Origin of the sequence: Streptomyces sp. NPDC047853 (assembly GCF_043204535.1) — a bacterium.
Taxonomy (GTDB): Bacteria; Actinomycetota; Actinomycetes; order Streptomycetales; family Streptomycetaceae; genus Streptomyces.
In genome coordinates, this window is record NZ_JBIDCI010000008.1 from 271938 (window position 1) to 287840 (window position 15903).

At 72.5% G+C, this 15903-nt stretch carries 15 protein-coding genes; 6 read left to right on the forward strand and 9 right to left on the reverse strand.

The genetic code is table 11. The features are described from left to right. Positions 1–184: 184 nt before the first annotated feature. Both ACGF5T_RS17910 and ACGF5T_RS17915 read right to left on the reverse strand, forming a co-directional pair. Positions 185–922: a dienelactone hydrolase family protein gene (locus ACGF5T_RS17910; RefSeq protein WP_366767919.1), complete on the reverse strand. Its 738-nt coding sequence runs from the start codon at positions 920–922 to the stop codon at positions 185–187. 99 nt (positions 923–1021) lie between these two features. Next, on the reverse strand, positions 1022–1183 hold the full coding sequence (locus ACGF5T_RS17915; protein ID WP_366767920.1) for a hypothetical protein: 162 nt from the start codon (positions 1181–1183) through the stop codon (positions 1022–1024). Positions 1184–1354: 171 nt separating this feature from the next. On the opposite strand from ACGF5T_RS17915, the gene ACGF5T_RS17920 reads away from it, so the two are divergent. Next, positions 1355–2221, forward strand: coding sequence for a GNAT family N-acetyltransferase (locus tag ACGF5T_RS17920; RefSeq protein ID WP_366767921.1), 867 nt, complete (start codon positions 1355–1357; stop codon positions 2219–2221). A 231-nt stretch (positions 2222–2452) separates the two neighbouring features. Here the strand turns inward: ACGF5T_RS17920 and ACGF5T_RS17925 are convergent, their stop codons facing one another. The 4 genes from ACGF5T_RS17925 to ACGF5T_RS17940 all read right to left on the reverse strand — a co-directional run bounded on the left by ACGF5T_RS17925 (position 2453) and on the right by ACGF5T_RS17940 (position 4801). Then, positions 2453–2779 (reverse strand): DUF1048 domain-containing protein, encoded by a 327-nt coding sequence (locus ACGF5T_RS17925; protein WP_361015139.1) that lies wholly within the window; start codon positions 2777–2779, stop codon positions 2453–2455. A 1-nt stretch (position 2780) separates the two neighbouring features. Beyond that, positions 2781–3137, reverse strand: coding sequence for a DUF1048 domain-containing protein (locus tag ACGF5T_RS17930; protein ID WP_356611758.1), 357 nt, complete (start codon positions 3135–3137; stop codon positions 2781–2783). After that, positions 3134–3460 carry a PadR family transcriptional regulator gene (locus ACGF5T_RS17935; protein WP_356611814.1) on the reverse strand — a complete coding sequence of 109 codons (327 nt, stop codon included), beginning with the start codon at positions 3458–3460 and terminating at the stop codon, positions 3134–3136. The genes ACGF5T_RS17930 and ACGF5T_RS17935 overlap by 4 nt, the downstream gene beginning before the upstream one ends. A 702-nt stretch (positions 3461–4162) precedes the next feature. Next, positions 4163–4801, reverse strand: coding sequence for a hypothetical protein (locus tag ACGF5T_RS17940; protein ID WP_356611755.1), 639 nt, complete (start codon positions 4799–4801; stop codon positions 4163–4165). Between the two features lie 236 nt (positions 4802–5037). Between ACGF5T_RS17940 and ACGF5T_RS17945 the strand changes: the two genes are divergently transcribed. The 3 genes from ACGF5T_RS17945 to ACGF5T_RS17955 all read left to right on the forward strand — a co-directional run bounded on the left by ACGF5T_RS17945 (position 5038) and on the right by ACGF5T_RS17955 (position 9252). Further along, the gene (locus ACGF5T_RS17945; RefSeq protein ID WP_366767922.1) at positions 5038–6624 is read left to right on the forward strand and encodes a helix-turn-helix domain-containing protein; all 1587 of its coding nucleotides are present in this window, start codon (positions 5038–5040) and stop codon (positions 6622–6624) included. Positions 6625–7060: 436 nt separating this feature from the next. Further along, positions 7061–7783, forward strand: coding sequence for a polyprenyl diphosphate synthase (uppS, locus tag ACGF5T_RS17950; RefSeq protein ID WP_356611812.1), 723 nt, complete (start codon positions 7061–7063; stop codon positions 7781–7783). Then, positions 7780–9252 carry an oxygenase MpaB family protein gene (locus ACGF5T_RS17955; RefSeq protein WP_366767923.1) on the forward strand — a complete coding sequence of 491 codons (1473 nt, stop codon included), beginning with the start codon at positions 7780–7782 and terminating at the stop codon, positions 9250–9252. Before uppS ends, ACGF5T_RS17955 begins: the two co-directional genes overlap by 4 nt. Positions 9253–9314: 62 nt before the next feature. Here the strand turns inward: ACGF5T_RS17955 and ACGF5T_RS17960 are convergent, their stop codons facing one another. Further along, positions 9315–9983, reverse strand: coding sequence for a DUF4232 domain-containing protein (locus ACGF5T_RS17960; protein ID WP_366767924.1), 669 nt, complete (start codon positions 9981–9983; stop codon positions 9315–9317). Between the two features lie 552 nt (positions 9984–10535). Further along, positions 10536–10943 carry a VOC family protein gene (locus ACGF5T_RS17965; RefSeq protein WP_361015146.1) on the reverse strand — a complete coding sequence of 136 codons (408 nt, stop codon included), beginning with the start codon at positions 10941–10943 and terminating at the stop codon, positions 10536–10538. A gap of 147 nt (positions 10944–11090) precedes the next feature. Between ACGF5T_RS17965 and ACGF5T_RS17970 the strand changes: the two genes are divergently transcribed. After that, positions 11091–12095, forward strand: coding sequence for a winged helix-turn-helix domain-containing protein (locus ACGF5T_RS17970; protein ID WP_366767925.1), 1005 nt, complete (start codon positions 11091–11093; stop codon positions 12093–12095). Between the two features lie 59 nt (positions 12096–12154). On the opposite strand, the gene ACGF5T_RS17975 is transcribed toward ACGF5T_RS17970, so the two are convergent. Further along, positions 12155–13939, reverse strand: coding sequence for an FAD-binding dehydrogenase (locus ACGF5T_RS17975; RefSeq protein ID WP_356611744.1), 1785 nt, complete (start codon positions 13937–13939; stop codon positions 12155–12157). Positions 13940–14332: 393 nt separating this feature from the next. On the opposite strand from ACGF5T_RS17975, the gene ACGF5T_RS17980 reads away from it, so the two are divergent. After that, a complete protein-coding gene (locus tag ACGF5T_RS17980; protein ID WP_356611742.1) occupies positions 14333–15799 on the forward strand; it encodes an aldehyde dehydrogenase family protein in 1467 nt (488 codons plus the stop codon). Positions 15800–15903 lie beyond the last annotated feature (104 nt).

Consider the following 15903-nt stretch of genomic DNA (forward strand, 5'->3'; position numbering starts at 1 on the left):
GCTAACCGGCCGACGAAGAGACCTGTAGTCATATGGTCGTTCGAACTACACGATCGAGTGACAATCGGGCGAACACGTCCTCCGAACGTCCGTCACATGTGGTGTTGCTTCGAGGACTTGAGGCTCGGCAAGGACCGTGCGTGCTCAACGCGGACCAGGCCTGGCGCCAGGCTATCTGCCTTGGTCATGCCCGCGGATTCTCCGTCAGGGGGAGGCACTCGGCGAGCAGGTCGACGACGTCGCGCCAGGCTCGCTGCGCGTGCTGTGGGTGGTAGCCGACTCCGGGGACCGTGGGGTGGTCGACCGGCGGGTGGTGGAAGGCGTGCAAGGCGCCGCCGTAGACCGTGAGGCGCCAGTCGACGCCCGCGGCCTGCATCTCGGCGGTGAACGCGTCCCGTTGTGCGGGCGACATGATCGGGTCTTCGGACCCGACGCCGGCCCACACCGGGCAGCGAATGCGCGCTGCCTCGCCCGGTCGGCCGGTGGTGGTGGCGTTGACTGTCCCGATCGCGCGCAGGTCGACGCCGTCGCGCCCGAGTTCCAGCCCGACGGCTCCGCCGGTGCCGTAGCCGATGGCGGCGATCCGGTCGGGGTCGGCCCGCGGTTGGGTGCGCAACACGTCGAGCGCCGCATGGCCGATGCCCCGCATCCGGTCGGGATCAGCGAGCAGCGGCAGGCAACGGGCCAACATCTCCTCGGGGTCGCCCAGATAGCGGCCGCCGTGCAGGTCGAAGGCCAGCGCTACGTATCCCAGCTCGGCGAGAGCATCGGCCCGGCGGCGGTCGACGTCGCTGAGCCCTATGCCCTCTGGTCCGATCAGCACTGCGGGGCGGCGGTCGACACCGGCCGGGAGCGCGAGGTGGCCGATCATCGTCAAACCGTCGGCCGGGTACTCGATCGTACGCGTCGTAATCGTCGTCACGAGACGGGACTGTAGTGATCGCCGAGCCCGGTCGGCCGGAGTTCTGCCCTTGGCAGACAGTGCGCGTGTCCCTCCGGGGCACGGGGCGAGCGCTCAGGGTTACACCAACCTCTCACCCTTCTTCTTCGCTTCACGCCGCTGGCGGACCATACTCCCCACGGCGACTCCGACCACGGCGACGACCCCCAGGATGATCGTCGCCGGCATGGAGTCGTCGCTGTCGATGCCGAGTTCGGCGAGTCGGCGTGCCCTGGCGAGCAAGGCGGCGTCGGGGAACCGCCGCAGGACCGGCAGCCGTTGTGACGCCGTTCCGGGTCGCGGGGTTGTTCAAGCGGTGGGCGTTCGGGGTGGGCAGCGGGCGAAATGACCCTGAACCGTGTTCAGTTGCTGAATCTTGGCACGGTGCCTTCCCAACGCCTCTACACTGCGCGGGTGATCAACGACCTTCCTGCGGGACTTACCGCCCGGCACCCCAGGGCCGAGGATCACCTGCGGGTGCTGGCCGTGCTGGACAGGTGGTGGGGCGGGCTCAAGGGCGAGGCTGGGGCAGTCGAACGCGCGCTGCTGCTTCCGCGCCTGTACTTCCAGCATTTCACCACCACCAGTTTTCTCATCGAGCGCTCCGACGGAGAACTCGCCGCGTTCCTCGTCGGCTTCTTCTCGCAGACCGAACCGGACGTCGCCTATGTGCACTTCGTCGGTGTCGACCCGGCGCAGCGCGGACTGGGGATCGGGCGCGCCCTCTACCGGGCCTTCTTCGCCCTGGTACGAACCCACGGCCGCCGGTATGTGCACTGCATCACCAGCCCTCAGAACACCGCCTCACAGGCCTTCCACGCCCGCCTCGGGTTCATCGCCGCACCCACCCAGCGGGACTACGACGGCCCCGGACTCGACCGCGTGGCCTTCACCGTCGACCTGGCCCGGGAGCCGGCCCTCCCGACGCGCCGGCTCCGCGTGCTGGACGCGGTCCTGACCGTGGAACACCGTCCCAAGAGCGGCGAGCCGGACGGCGACGACTGGCTCACCCTGGTACGAGCGCCGGAAGGGCTGACGGTGATCCGTCCTGCGGACGGTTCGGTGTCCCCGGTCGATCGCTGGATCGCGCTGTACGACGCCGATCCGGACCACGGACTCGACGAGCCGGGCCTCCTGGCCGCCGTCCTCGCGCCGTTGGCCCGTGCCGCGATTCCGGTGTTCGCCACCTCGACCTACCACGCGGACCTGGTACTTGTTCCCGAACAGCGTCGTGACCAGGCGCTGGCTGTCCTGCGCTCGGCCGGGTACGAGATCGGCTGATCCATACCGCTGGGGGCCCCAGCCGTCCGGCGGGGGTGCACACCTCTCCCGAGCCGGGCCGTTGTGCTCGGGCTCGTCGTGGCGGCCGGTGCGGGTGGCGCTGTCAATGGCGACCGGTTCACCGGGGCCGCTGTCCCTAACGGACGACGGACTGACGTGGCCGTCAACGCGTCGTGCGCAGCCGCAGAGGGCGGCGGGGCCCGGCAGCGTCGTGAACCGGTCCGGTGGCCGTCACTGCCTGGCCGCGCCGGGTTTTCCGCCGAGGGATGCCTGGTAGGCGTCCGCGTAGGTGGGAGAGTCCTTGATCAGGTCGTCGCAGAATGCGGCGACATCGGTGCCGATGAGTTCCAGGACTCCCTGGCCGGTGGCGGCTCCCTCCTCGAGGAAGTCGACGATCTGAGGGAGCAGGGGCCCGTCGGACAGGCTGACCGGTCCGACCTTGAACAGGTACTTCTGCATCTCCCTGTAGACGATCCGGTAGTCCGGTGGGAGTGCCTTGACCCGGGCGACGTGCGCCCGCCACTGCTTCTTGCCTTCGACGATGTCCTGGATGCTCACGTCAGCCTCCCAGCCGGCTCAGTTTCCGTGCGACGTTCCGGTTCAGCTGCTCGCGCCACCGGTCGCGATATGTCCGGGCCCCTGCTCCGCCGGCCAGGGCCGTGCAGAAGCCCTGGATGTCGTCGCCGAGCACCTCGTGGACGCTCTGCCCGTCCGCTGCCGACACTTCGAGCAGCCCCAGGGCGGAGTCGAGGAGCGGTGTCAGGTTGCGGCCGGTGAAGTCCCCGTAGGGGAAGAGGTGAGCGACGATCTGGTCCCACGCCGCCCGGTAGTCGTCCGGCAGCTCTGCCACCCGGGCTCCGAACGCCTTCCAGTCCCTGGTGAGATCGCTGCCGGTCGCCTTCTCCCAGAAGTTCATCTCCCGCCCTCCTTGAGCCTGTCGATGCGTGATGAGAGGTACTGCCATTTCGTCCAGAACCGTGCGCGTTCCTCGCGTCCGGCGTCGTTGAGCGCGTAGAACTTGCGCGGCGGGCCGACCCCGGACGGCCGCTTCGTCACCTGGACGAGCCCGTTCCTCTCCAGCCGCAGCAGGATCGTGTACACCGTGCCCTCGACGACGTCGGCGAAGCCGAGCTCGTTCAGCCGGCGGGTGATGGCGTACCCGTAGGTTTCCTCGCTGCCGATGATCTCGAGCACGCAGCCTTCGAGCGTGCCCTTCAACATCTCCGTCAGGTCGTCCATCACGGGTGCTCCTCAGCCCTGCCGGTACTACGTGGTACCGGGTACCGCTACACGGTATCACTGAGTAGTGGACGGGGGCGGTCTCTCCCCCGAGCCGGCTCCCCTGGCGCGGCCCGCGGCGCGGCTGCACCCGCGGCCGGGCGCGCCTTCGGTCGGGGACAGTTCGCCAGGGCGGGCCGTTGCTGTGGCCGACCGGGGAACCATGGACGCACCGCGAGGACGTGCAGCGGGGCTCCGGGGGGGGTGCACGTCGCCGGCGGACACACGGCTCGACAGGCGCAGACAGGACCGCCTCCACCCTGATCCCCAGAGCCACGACGGGACGCCGGAGGAGAGTGGCATGCAGGAGCGCAACGCCGCGGCGTTCATGGAGCGACTCCATGCCGGTCCGCCCTGGCCCGCGGAGAGCCCGGTCTCCATGCTGCCCGTCGCGCAGCTGTCCGTGCGCGATGTTCCCGGACCGCCAGAACAGTGCGGTCGCAGGCCTGGCGTCCGGTGGCGGACCGGAGCAGGTGGCAAGCAGCCGAGGCATACAGATCTACGTCTGCCCGGTCTCCGCCGCGCATCCGCACACCGACCTGGTCCAGTGAGTCCCAGCCCGGGGTGCGGCGGCCCCGTTCCGCGGGGGCGTGGGTGGGGCGGGGCCGTCCTTCCGACCCCCGTGGCGAAAGGACGGCCCCTGGCTCTGTGGTGGTGGACCGGTCAGTACAGCTTGTCGACGGCCGTGGTCGTGGTCTTCTTGAAGGCGGTCACCGGCGCGCTCCGGAAGTCGCCCATCTGGCCCCAGCCCACGACGGTGACGGTCCTGCCGTCCCGCCCGACCGACAGCAGGGAGACGTCGTTGGCGCCCCAGGACGTCTCCGTGTGCAGGCCGCGGACGCGGGCGCCCTCCTCGACCGGCAGCTTGCCGTAGTCCCGGCTTTCGGCCTCGACGTCGGGCGAGGCCTCCTCGATGCGGTCGGCGCAGGTGCGGATCAGGTCGTCGTAGTGCTTCGCCAGGGCCTTGGCGTGGGCGGCCGTATCCGTCACGACGGTCAGCTGCACGGCGTTGGTGTCCAGCTCGGTCCAGAACTGCCGGTGCCGGTAGTCGTAGGAGGGCACGCCCTCCGTGCTGACGCAGCCGCCGAGTGCCTCCGGGAATCCTTCGGTGACCGGCCCGGCACTCCAGGACGACGTCGGGTGCGGCGGCAGCTGGGAGGCCGACAGGAACTTGGGCGCGGCGGTCTTCGGCTTTGCGGTCGTCGGCGCGGCGCCGGCGGCTGGTGCCGTCAGGACCGTGCCCGCCGCGAGGGCGGCGACGGCGAGTGCGGTGAGAGCGCTCGTTCGAGTGCGGAGCGACATGGGTGTTCCCCCGTGAATGGGTGCGTGGACGTGGATGCCGCGGCGAGGCCGGCTGGTCGGCCCGGGCCTGGCCGGTGCGGTACCCGAAGCATCAGCGGTCACCGCGGGCGGGCGCAACAGCCGACGGCCGATCGGACACGGTGGAACCATCCCAGCCCATCTGACGTGCAGGTCTATGGGGTGCCTGGGACGGTGTCCCGGGCCCGGGCGGGGACGTGAGGGGACAGGGAGGGCTTGTGTCGGCACAGGACGGCGGCGACGGCTACGACAGTATCGACGCGGTGGCGGAGTTCGCGGCGCTGCTGCGGGCGCTGAAGGAGCGGACGGACCGCAGTTACGGCTCGCTGGCCCGCCGTCTGGGGATGAACACCTCGACGCTGCACCGCTATTGCGCGGGCGACGCGGTGCCGCTCGACTTCGCCCCGGTGGAACGCTTCGCGGCCCTGTGCGGGGCGAGTTCGCAGCAGCGTCTGGAACTGCACCGCCGTTGGCTCCTGGCGGTGGCGGCCCGCCGCCGGCCCCGTGCGGCGGGGGCCGCGCCGAGCGCGCCCGATGCCGTGGCGGCGGAGGTGGTCGGCGACCCGGCGGGTGGAGCGGGCACGGCGGACACAGCGGTGAACACGGCGGAGACAGCGGTGGAGGGGAGCGCCGGAGCGGACGCGGCACCGGAAGCGGACGAGGCACCGGGAGGAGACGCGGCGCCGGAAGCGGGTGACCGGCCGGCCGCCGAGACGACCCCTGCACCCGGCCCGCACGGGGCATCCGCACCTCCCGAGCCGCCCACCCCGGTCGAACCCGGCGAACCCGGCGAACCCGGCGGACCCGGCGGACCCGGCGGACCGCAGAGCGCGCCCGCGTCCTCGCGCCGTCCCTGGCATCGCCGTAGGCGTCTCGTGGCCGGGCTGGCCTCCGTCTCGGCCGTGCTCGCGACGCTCGGGGCGCTGTCCGCGCTGCCGGAGGGGCGGCCGGCGTCCGGCGGCGGGCCCGCGCAGGTCGCCGCCACGGCGTCCGGTAGGGCGTCCGGTACGGCGGCGTCCGCTACGGCGGGGGCCAGGGCGCCTGAGCGACGGGGCGCCTCGCCCGGCCCGAGCGGTGCCCCCGCCTCCGAGCGGCCCCCGGCCTCCGCCACCCCGAAGGAGCAGCAGGACACCTCCCGCCCGCCCGGTGCGGCATCCGCCCCGCCCAGCGGCGAACAGCCCGCCGGACTACCGCTCACCTGGTCCGTCGACTCCCAGGCCTGGAAGCTCGGTTGCGGTCACGACTACGTCATCGCCAAACCGCCGGGCCAGGTCCCCCCTCCCCCGGCCCCGCAGGACGCGGCGCCCTGGGCGGCGACGCAGAGCGCCGTGCACGGCGGCGAGACGCTCGTGCGGCTGTCGGTGCAGGGGCGCAGCGACACGGCCGTCGTACTGGAGGCGCTGCGGGTGCGCGTGGTGGGCCGTACGGCGCCGGCCGAGGGCAACGCCTACGCCATGGACCAGGGTTGTGGCGGCGCGGTCACTCCGCGGTACTTCGCCGTGGACCTGGACAAGGACCGCCCCTTGGCCCGCGCGGTCGCCGGAAACGACTCCGGCACGCCGATCCCGGCCGTGCGCATGCCCTACCGCGTCTCGGCGCGGGACCCCGAGGTGCTGCTGGTCACCGCCGGGACCAGTACGTGTGACTGCCGCTGGTACCTGGAGCTGGACTGGTCCTCGCAGGGCCGCACCGGCACGGTGCGCATCGACGACGACGGCCGCCCGTTCCGCACCAGCGCCATCGAGGGCCTCCCCCAGTACGCGTACGACACCCTGGCGCGCCGGTGGAGCCTCGCGTCGGAGTGAGGGCGGGGCGGCCGTGGCCGAGGGCTTCGTGGACGTGCGTGCTCCTTGCCGGTCGCACCCTCCAGGAGCCGTACGGCGGGTCCTGCCGCCGTGGCACCCGGGAGCCGGGCGGGGCCGGGCCGGGCGGCGGTCGATGGCGCCGACCTCTGCCGGACTCGAACGTACGAGCCAAGGGTGACGGCCCTGTCTTCGGCCGGTCAGGGCCCCTTTCACGCTGTCAGACTGCCACTGGCGAAGGCTCTGGCCGGGGTGTGGGATCGGGCAAGACGGGGTGGGCGTGACCAAGCACGGTGCCATCGATCATGGTGCTGCGGACGAGACGGGGCCGCAGGGGGAAGACCGCGGTGTTCCGCGGGCACGCGCGGCCGCGGAGGAGCGGCCGGGCGAACGGGAGGGTGGTGACGGGTTCGACGAGAAGCGGCGGGAGGGGCGCCCGGTGCGCGGGGTGCCGCGGCACGTGGCCTGCGTGATGGACGGCAACGGACGGTGGGCGCAGCGGCGTTCGCTTCCCCGCACCGCCGGGCACCGGGCCGCGGAGACCACGGTCATCGACACCATCGAGGCGGCCCGGGCCGCCGGTGTCGAGTGGCTCAGCCTGTATGCCTTCTCCACCGAGAACTGGAACCGACCCGGACCCGAGATCTCGTTCCTGATGCGTCTGGTGCGCAGGGTCGTGCGCAAACACGCGCCGTTGCTGCTGGCCCGTGGCATCCGCTGCCGGTTCCTGGGGGTCGCCGACCCGCGCATCCCCCGCGAACTGAGCCGGGACTTCGACGACCTGACGACCCTGACGGCCGGCAACCGGGGGATGACGCTGACCGTCGCCTTCGACCACGGGGGGCGCCGGGACATCGTGGAGGCCGCGCGGTCGCTGATCCGCAGCGGGACGCCCGCCGAGGAGGTGACCGAGCGGCTTTTCGCGGGCCACCTGCCCTTCCCCGACACCCCTGACGTGGATCTGGTCATCCGCACCTCCGGCGAGCAGCGCATCTCCAACTTCATGCTCTGGCAGGTCGCCTACGCCGAGTGGGTCTTCCCCGAGGTGCTCTGGCCGGACTTCCGGGCCGCTGACTTCCTCGGCTGCCTGCACACCTACCGGTGCCGTGACCGCCGCTTCGGTGGCGTACCGGCCGCGACGGACGGAGACCGTTTCCGATGAGCGACACCACGACAACGGCCGGCGAGGCGCCCCTGTTCGGGCCGGAATCCACGTTCGGTTCCTTCTTCGACGACCCGCGCTGGGCCCTGGCCATGATCCGCGCCACCGTGCTGGAGGCCGCGCACCCGCAGATCGGCGCCGCCCTCGTCGACCACTCCACGTTCCTCGCGCATCCGTGGCGCCGGCTGCGCAACACCTTCCTGAGCATGCGGCGCATGTTCGGCGCGGACGCTTCGGTACGGGAACGGGAGGCCGCCCGGCTCAACCGGCTGCACGCCCGGATGAGCGGCTCCGACTCCCGCGACCGCCCCTACGACGCGACGGACCGGGCCGCCCGGGCCTGGGTGGTCGCCACGCTCTTCGAGAGCGCGGTCACCATGTGCCGGCTGAGCGGCCAGCCGCTCGACCAGGACACGATGGAGCGGATGTACGCCGAGTACCGCGCCTTCCTCGCCGCGCTGGACGGCGACGCCACCGCGCTTCCCGAGGACCTGGGCGGCTTCTGGCGGTACTTCGACGGGGTCGTCGAGAACGAGCTGGAGAACACCGAGGCGGCCCGCGTCATCCTCTACCGGCTCTTCGACCACCTGCCCGCCCCGGCGCTGCTGGACGGTGCGCCGGCCCTGTGGGCGGCCGGTCGCAGCGTCGCCGGTCCGCTGCTGGGCGCGATCACCGTCGCCTCGCTTCCCGAGCCGTACCGGCGCCGGGCCGGTCTGCCGGAGATGCCCGGAGCGCCGGCCCTCATGCAGGGGGCCTACCTGGCCGCCGGCCTCGCCCGCTTTCTGCCGCAGGGCTGGATCAACGCCGAAAGCATCATCGAGGTCCTCTCCCTCTCCCCCGGCAGCGACGACCCCCGCGCCCGGACCGTGGCCGCGCTGCGCTCCCGGATGAGGCGCGCGGCAGCCCTGCTCCGCCTCCTGTCGCCGCTGGGCGGCGATCCCTCTCCCGAGCCGGACCGGGCAGCCTCCGCCCCGGGCGGCCCGGGAGAGGGCCGGCGTGCGGCGGAGGACTTCTTCCGGGAGGTGCTGGACCAGACCGGCGACGGCCACCTGGACTGGCCCGACCTCGCGGCCATGGCCCGTGAACTGGCCACCCGCCTCGACCTGGACGAGCCCGAGGAGACCCGCCTCTACGACGCCTTCGCCGCCTGGTGGCGCGAGTTGCAGGCCGCCCTCGACACGGACGGCGACGGCCGGGTCAGCGCCGTCGAGTACGCCGCCGCCCTCCCCTCCCTGGCCGGGCCGGCACTCATCCGCGCCGCCGAGGTGCTTTTCGACGTCACCGACAAGGACGGCAGCGGAACCATCGACGCCGACGAGTACCGGGCCCTCTTCCGCACCGCATTCCACCGCGACCTGGCCACCGTCGACGGCACCTGCAGCCGGAGCGCGTTCGTGGGCGACTTCCTGTCCTTCATGTCGGGGCGCCGCACGAGCACCCCCTACGATCCTCTCCTCGCCGACGCCTGATACGGGTCCACGTCGGCGGCAACCCTCGGTGCGGCACGCGGCGTCGCCGCCGACGCGACGGGTCAGCTCGCCCCGCCCTGGCCCGCGCTGCCCATCGGGCCGACCCGCACGGGCGTGCCGGTGCTGTCGGTGACGGGCAGGGTGGCGGCACCGGGCCAGGCGAGGGTGACGGACTTCGTCTCGTCGGGCGGTGTCACGACGAGCCCGGTGATGCCGACGCCGGAGCCGCCCGTGTCGTTGAGCGGGTAGGTGATGCCGAAGGACACCGACGCGCCGTCCTTGAGGACGAGGGAGTAGGCCTTCTGACCACTGCGCTCGGCGGACAGCTCCCCTTCGTCGGTCTTCAGGTCGACGCCCGCGTAGCCGGCCAGGGCGCAGTCCCGGCCGCCGCCGTTCTTGAACGTGACCGCGACCGACCCCTCGGGGTCGCCGTCGATGGTGGCGTCCGTGGCGGTGACCTCCAGCTCGTCGGTGCGGCACTTGCCCGCGCCGGCGTCAGAACCGCTCCCGGCGGCCGTCTCCTGCCCGCCCGAGCCCTCGCCGGCGGAGTCCTTGCCGGCTCCCTGGTCCGAGGAGCCCGAGCCGGAGCCACCGCCCGCCGAAGACCCGGAGGACCCGGAGGACGCGGCCGGTCCGTCGCCCTGCGCCGTGCCGTCATCGCCGTTGCACGCCGTGAGCGAGAGACCCGCGGCGACGACCAGGGCGGTGAAGGTGAGCTTGCGAACGCGCATCGGTTCTTCCTCAGTCTCGTGGGAGGTGCCGCCCGCTCGGCACGGTTCGGTCCGGGTGGGCGCTTGTGACCACCAAGAGCCGCCCGGCCCGCCTGCCCGTTCCGCCCGCCTCCTCCCTAAGACATCCCTGTTACAGGCCTGGCCCTGCGCAGCGCGGTCCACCCCGTCGGATCAGGCCCCCTCCCCGGTCCTCGACCGACGCCGTCGGCACGGGAGTACGGGGTGGTGACTCAGTGACCTCACCGCGCGCAAGGAGCGTCGGGCCACCGGCCGGGGCGCCGGTTCCGGCCATCGTGGGCCATGAGGCACGCGTACCGGGCGCCGGGACAGACCCGTGACCCGGCGGATCTTGACCACACCGCGGTCCACGACCCCGACTTGCCGTGCCGCGGGGTTCCGGTGCCCGTCGGGAGGTGCCCGACCGGACCGGGCATCGGCCCGGAGCACGCCACGCGTCGGATCCGGAGGACGCCACGCGTCCGTCCCGGAGCACGCCGCGCGTACCGGGAGCCGACGGCGACCGCCGGCTCCCGGACGTTCGTCGGGCCCCGGTCAGCTCTGGGCCGCGGCGGGGTCCATCCACATGACTTCCCAGGTGTGCCCGTCCACGTCGTCGAAGGCACGGCCGTACATGAACCCGTGGTCCTGGGTCTCACCGGTGACCGAGCCGCCGGCGGCGACGGCCCTGTCGACCAGTTCGTCGACCGCCTCCCGGCTGGACGCGCTCAGCGCGAGCAGCACCTCACTGGACGTCGTCGAATCCACGATCTTCTTCTTGGTGAACTCGCCGTACTTGCGGTGGGTGTGCAGCATCAGGGTCACGGTGTCGCTCAGGGGGATCGAAGCCGTCGTGTCATCGCTGAACCGGTCGTCCAGGGCGTACCCCAGGCCGGTGAAGAACTTCTTCGACGCCTCCAGGTCGTCGGCGGCCAGGTTGACGAAGAACATCTGCTGGTACACGGGTTGGGTCCCTCTCATGAGTGGCTCGCAGGCCAGGTGCCGTCGCATCGCGGGCCGGCCGGTGATCGGAGCCTAGGAACCCATCGCGGCCTTCGGACGTCGATTCGATCAGACTCGAAAACGTCCCGGCACCTCCAGGAGGCCCGCTTGATCCGGCTGCACATGTCCGCCGAGCGACTCGCCGGCCTGCGCTGGGCGGTGTCCCCGGTGGGCGAGCTGGCCGCCGCGCTGGTCACGGTGGCGGAGGCCAGGACGGCGGCCCACCCGGTCCTCCGTCGTCTGCGGGCCCTGCTGGACTCGGGCCACCTGCCCACGCTGGCCGCCGTCACCCGCGGCTACACGGCCTACCTCCCGGAGCTGCTCACACCGGCGCCCCGCACCTTCCTGCCACCGGTGGAGGAGCAACTGCACGCCGTCGCCTCGACACCCACGAACACCGTGAACGAACAGTTCACGGCATTCCTGACCGGGGGCGCGGCGCGCAGGGACCGGTGCCCGTGGCTCGGCGAGCATGAGTTGCAGCAGGCCGACGCGCGGGTGCGCGGCCGCATCGAGAGGAACGAGCACGACCTGCGTGAGCGGCTGGCGGGCGAACTGCACTGGTTGTGGCAGCGGACGATGGCGGCCCGCTGGGACGCGGTCACCGCGGGCTTCGAGGGTTTCGTCGAGCGGCAGAGCACCCTCGCCGCACGGGAGGGACTCGGCGGCGCGCTCGCGGGCCTGCACTCCTCCATGTGCTGGGACGAGGGGTCCCTGCGGATCGACTCCCCCCTCGACGGCGAGGTGAGCGGGCATCACCCCTTCACGCTCGTACCGAGCCTCTTCCTGCCCCGCATCGGCCTGCACGCGCCCCTGCACCGCGGCGGAGCCCAGCTCGTGGTGCCCGTGAACGCGTCACCGGACACGAAACCGGTCATGGCCCCGGTCCTCGGGGCCACCCGCCTGGCGATCCTGCGCAGCCTCGCCGAGCCGCGCACGACCACGGCGTTGGCCGCCCGCCACCACCTCACCGCCGCCACGGTCTCCTTCCACCTCTCGCGCCTCCTGGCCGCCGACCTGGTCCGCCGCGAGCGCGAGGGGCGGTACGTGTACTACCGCCGCACCGCGAGGGCCAGGGCCCTGCTGGACACCGCCCCGCGGCCGGCCCCGTGACCGCGCCCGGCCACTCGGAGGCCGGCTCGGCGGAGCGACCCCGTTGCCCCCCGCCGGCGTCAGGTCGCCGTCGCCGCGGCCGCCGCCCGCCCGGTCAGGCGGCCGGAGAAGAGGCAACCGCCGAGGAAGGTCCCCTCCAGTGACCGGTACCCGTGGAGGCCGCCACCCCCGAACCCCGCCACCTCGCCGGCCGCGTACAGTCCCGGGACGGGTTCGCCCGACGCGTTCAGGACGCGGCCACTGAGGTCGGTCTGGAGGCCGCCGAGGGTCTTGCGGGTGAGGATGTTGAGGCGCACCGCGATGAGGGGGCCGGCGTCCGGGTCCAGGATGCGATGGGCGGAGGCCGTCCGGCTCAGCGCGTCCCCGGGATAGGCGAGGGCGTTGCGGATGCCCATGACCTGCACGTCCTTGGTATACGGGTTGTCGATCTCCCGGTCGCGGGCCTGGATCTGGCGCTCCAGGTCGTCGTGCCGGATGAGACCGTCGCCGGTGAGCTTGTTCATGCCCCTGACGAGTTCCGGCAGACTCGTGGCCACGACGAAGTCCACACCGTTCTTCTTGAACTTCTCGATCGGTTCCGGTGTCTGCCAGATCCGGGAGAGGAGCTTCCAGACGTTCTTCTCGGTGAGGTCCGGATTCTGCTCGGAGCCCGAGAGGGCGAACTCCTTGGCGATGATCTTCTGGGTGGTGACGAACCACGAGTAGTCGTACCCGGTGTCCGTGATGGACTTCAGGGTGTGCAGGGTGTCGTAGCCCGGTATGTCGGGGGTGTCGAAGCGTCTGCCGGTGGCGTCGAACCACAGGGACGACGGTCCGGGCAGGATGCGGATGCCGTGGCCGGGCCAGATCGGGTCGTAGTTCCTGAGGCCCTCCGTGTAGTGCCACATCCGGTCCGGGTTGACGATGCGTCCGCCCGCGGACTCGGTGATCGCCAGCATGCGCCCGTCCACGTGCGCCGGAACGCCGGTGATCATGGTCTTGGGCGGTGTCCCGAGGCGGTCCGGCCAGTTCCGCCGGACGAGGTCGTGGTCGGCGCCGATGCCGCCGGACGTCACGACGACCACGGGGGCACGCAGTTCGAACTCGCCCACGACGGTGCGCGAACTCGGTTTCCCCCGGGACACCGTGCTCGGTTCCAGGACGGCGCCCCGCACGCCGGTGACCGTGCCGTTGGTGGTCACGAGGCCGTCGACGCGGTGCCGGAACCGGAAGACGACCCTGCCGGCGGCCCGCGCCGCCCTGACCTTCTTCTCGAACGGTTCGACGACGGCGGGCCCCGTCCCCCAGGTGACGTGGAACCGGGGCACGGAGTTGCCGTGCCCGTCCGCCAGCCCGCCGCCGCGCTCGGCCCAGCCGACGAGGGGGAACCACTGGACGCCGAGGCCCGCGAGCCAGGAACGCTTCTCGCCCGCGGCGAAGTCCACGTAGGCCTCGGCCCACTGGTAGCCCCAGTGGTCCTGGCCGGTGGGGTCACCGACGCCCCGGTCGAAGCCGGCCGTGCCGAGCCAGTCCTGCCAGGCCAGTTCGCGGGTGTCCTTGATGCCCATCAGGCGCTGCTCCACCGAGTCGACGAAGAACAGGCCGCCGAAGGACCAGAAGGCCTGACCGCCCAGCGAGGCCTCCGGCTCTTGGTCGAGGAGCAGCACCTTCCGTCCGGCCGCGGCGAGTTCGGCCGTGGCCACCAGGCCGGCGAGGCCGTGACCGACGACGATCGCGTCCGCCTCCTGCGCCTCGGCGGCGACGGCGGGCGCGGTCTGCGCCAGAGCGGCCGCGGCGAGCGCGCCTCCCGTGGCGGTGAGGGCGTGGCGGCGAGTGATCCCGGCAGGTGCGGACGGATTCTGCATGGGCTGCCTTCCGACGGCGTACGGAGGAGGAGCGCGCGCCACGACTGCGACGGCGGGAGGCCGACGAGGATGACGAAGTGATGAGGACGGCGAGGTGACGCGGGTGTTACCGACGGTAGCCCAGTCGGTCCGCCACGACCAGAGTGCTGCGTGAGGCGGCGGCCCCCGGGCCTCGGCACACCGGCGCTCACCGCACCGCCCACCCGGGCGGGGGCCCGTCCGGGCGAAGAGCCCGCACACGTCGCCCTCGGGGGACCGCGACGGAGCCTGCATGGCCACGGCGAGGGGTAATGTCGCGATTTGCCAGGGTGTGCCCTGTTCCCGTTCGTGGGGAGCGTGGTCACCGTCGCCGCAGCGGCCCTGACGACGCCCGGTCCCACAGGAGGTACCCCCGTGAGCGATCTGTACATCGACGGTGAGTGGACGCGGGCCGCGGCCGGCGCGCGGCGGGAGGTGCTCAACCCGTACGACGCCTCCGTCGTCGGCACCGTCGACGAGGCGGACGCCACCGACGCGGACCGCGCGGTACGGGCCGCCCGCCGTGCGTTCGCCGAGGAGGAGTGGGCGGACGCGCCCACCCGCCGACGGGCCGACCTCCTGCTGCGCGTCCACTCCCTGCTGCTGCGCGACAAGGAGGAGATCGCCCGTACCGAGACCCTCGACACCGGCAAGACACTCACCGAGTCCCGCGTCGACGTGGAGGACGTGGCGAACGCCTTCCGCTACTACGGCGAACTGGCCGACAAGGACGGCGGGCGCGTCGTGGACGTCGGCCCGGACGTCCTCAGTCGTGTCGTCCACCAGCCGGTCGGGGTGTGCGCGCTCATCGCCCCCTGGAACTATCCGCTGCTCCAGGCCTCGTGGAAGGTGGCACCGGCGCTGGCCGCGGGGAACACCCTCGTCCTCAAACCCAGCGAGGTCACTCCGCTCACCACGATCGCCATGGTCCGGCTGATCGAGGAGGCCGGGGCGCCGCGGGGCGTCGTCAACCTGCTCCTGGGGGCCGGCGGGACGGTCGGCGCCGCGCTCACCGGCCACCCCGAGGTGGACCTGGTGTCCTTCACCGGCGGCCTCGCCACCGGACGCGCCATCATGGCCGCGGCCGCCGAGGGCCCGAAGAAGGTGGCCCTCGAACTGGGCGGCAAGAATCCCAACGTCGTCTTCGAGGACGCGGACTTCGCCACGGCCGTGGACCATGCGCTCAACGCCGCGTTCCTGCACTCCGGACAGGTCTGCTCCGCCGGTTCCCGGCTGCTGGTGCAGGACACCGTGCACGACGCGTTCGTCGAGGCCCTCGCCCGCCGGGCCGCGGCGATCCGGCTGGGCAGCGGCCTGGAGGAGGGCACCGAGAGCGGCCCGCTCAGCTCCGCCGAGCACCGTGCCAAGGTCGAGGCGCACATCGCCGCCGCGCTGGAGGAGGGCGCCCGGCTCGTCACCGGCGGCGGGCGTCCGGACGATCCCGCGCTGGGCCGCGGCTTCTTCGTCCTGCCGACCGTGTTCGCCGACTGCGACAGGTCCATGCGCATCGTCCAGGAGGAGGTGTTCGGCCCGGTCGTCACCGTCGAGCGCTTCCGCACCGAGGACGAGGCGGTGGAACTGGCCAACGACACCCGCTACGGCCTGGCCGGCGGTGTGTGGACCTCCGACGCGAGCCGCGCCCAACGCGTCGCCCAGCGGCTGCGGCACGGCACCGTGTGGATCAACGACTTCCACCCGTACGTGCCCCAGGCGGAGTGGGGCGGCTTCGGACACTCCGGCGTGGGACGGGAGCTGGGACCCGCCGGGCTGCGGGAGTACCAGGAGGCCAAGCACATCTACCAGAACCTCTCCCCCGCCCCCTCCGGCTGGTTCAAGGGCTGAGCGGGCCACGGTCCCCACCCCGCCGGGCGGGACACGGTCCCCGCCCCGCCGAACGGGACGCGATCCCCGTCCCGCCGAACGACACGGGCCCTCCCGCCCCGCCG

What these genes read in the sequence shown, in the direction of transcription:
- ACGF5T_RS17960 (WP_366767924.1), bottom strand. Translation starts at nt 9,983, where the DNA reads ATGCGCGTTCGCAAGCTCACCTTCACCGCCCTGGTCGTCGCCGCGGGT.
- ACGF5T_RS17975 (WP_356611744.1), bottom strand. Translation starts at nt 13,939, where the DNA reads ATGCAGAATCCGTCCGCACCTGCCGGGATCACTCGCCGCCACGCCCTC.
- ACGF5T_RS17955 (WP_366767923.1), top strand. Translation starts at nt 7,780, where the DNA reads ATGAGCGACACCACGACAACGGCCGGCGAGGCGCCCCTGTTCGGGCCG.
- ACGF5T_RS17940 (WP_356611755.1), bottom strand. Translation starts at nt 4,801, where the DNA reads ATGTCGCTCCGCACTCGAACGAGCGCTCTCACCGCACTCGCCGTCGCC.
- ACGF5T_RS17935 (WP_356611814.1), bottom strand. Translation starts at nt 3,460, where the DNA reads ATGGACGACCTGACGGAGATGTTGAAGGGCACGCTCGAAGGCTGCGTG.
- ACGF5T_RS17930 (WP_356611758.1), bottom strand. Translation starts at nt 3,137, where the DNA reads ATGAACTTCTGGGAGAAGGCGACCGGCAGCGATCTCACCAGGGACTGG.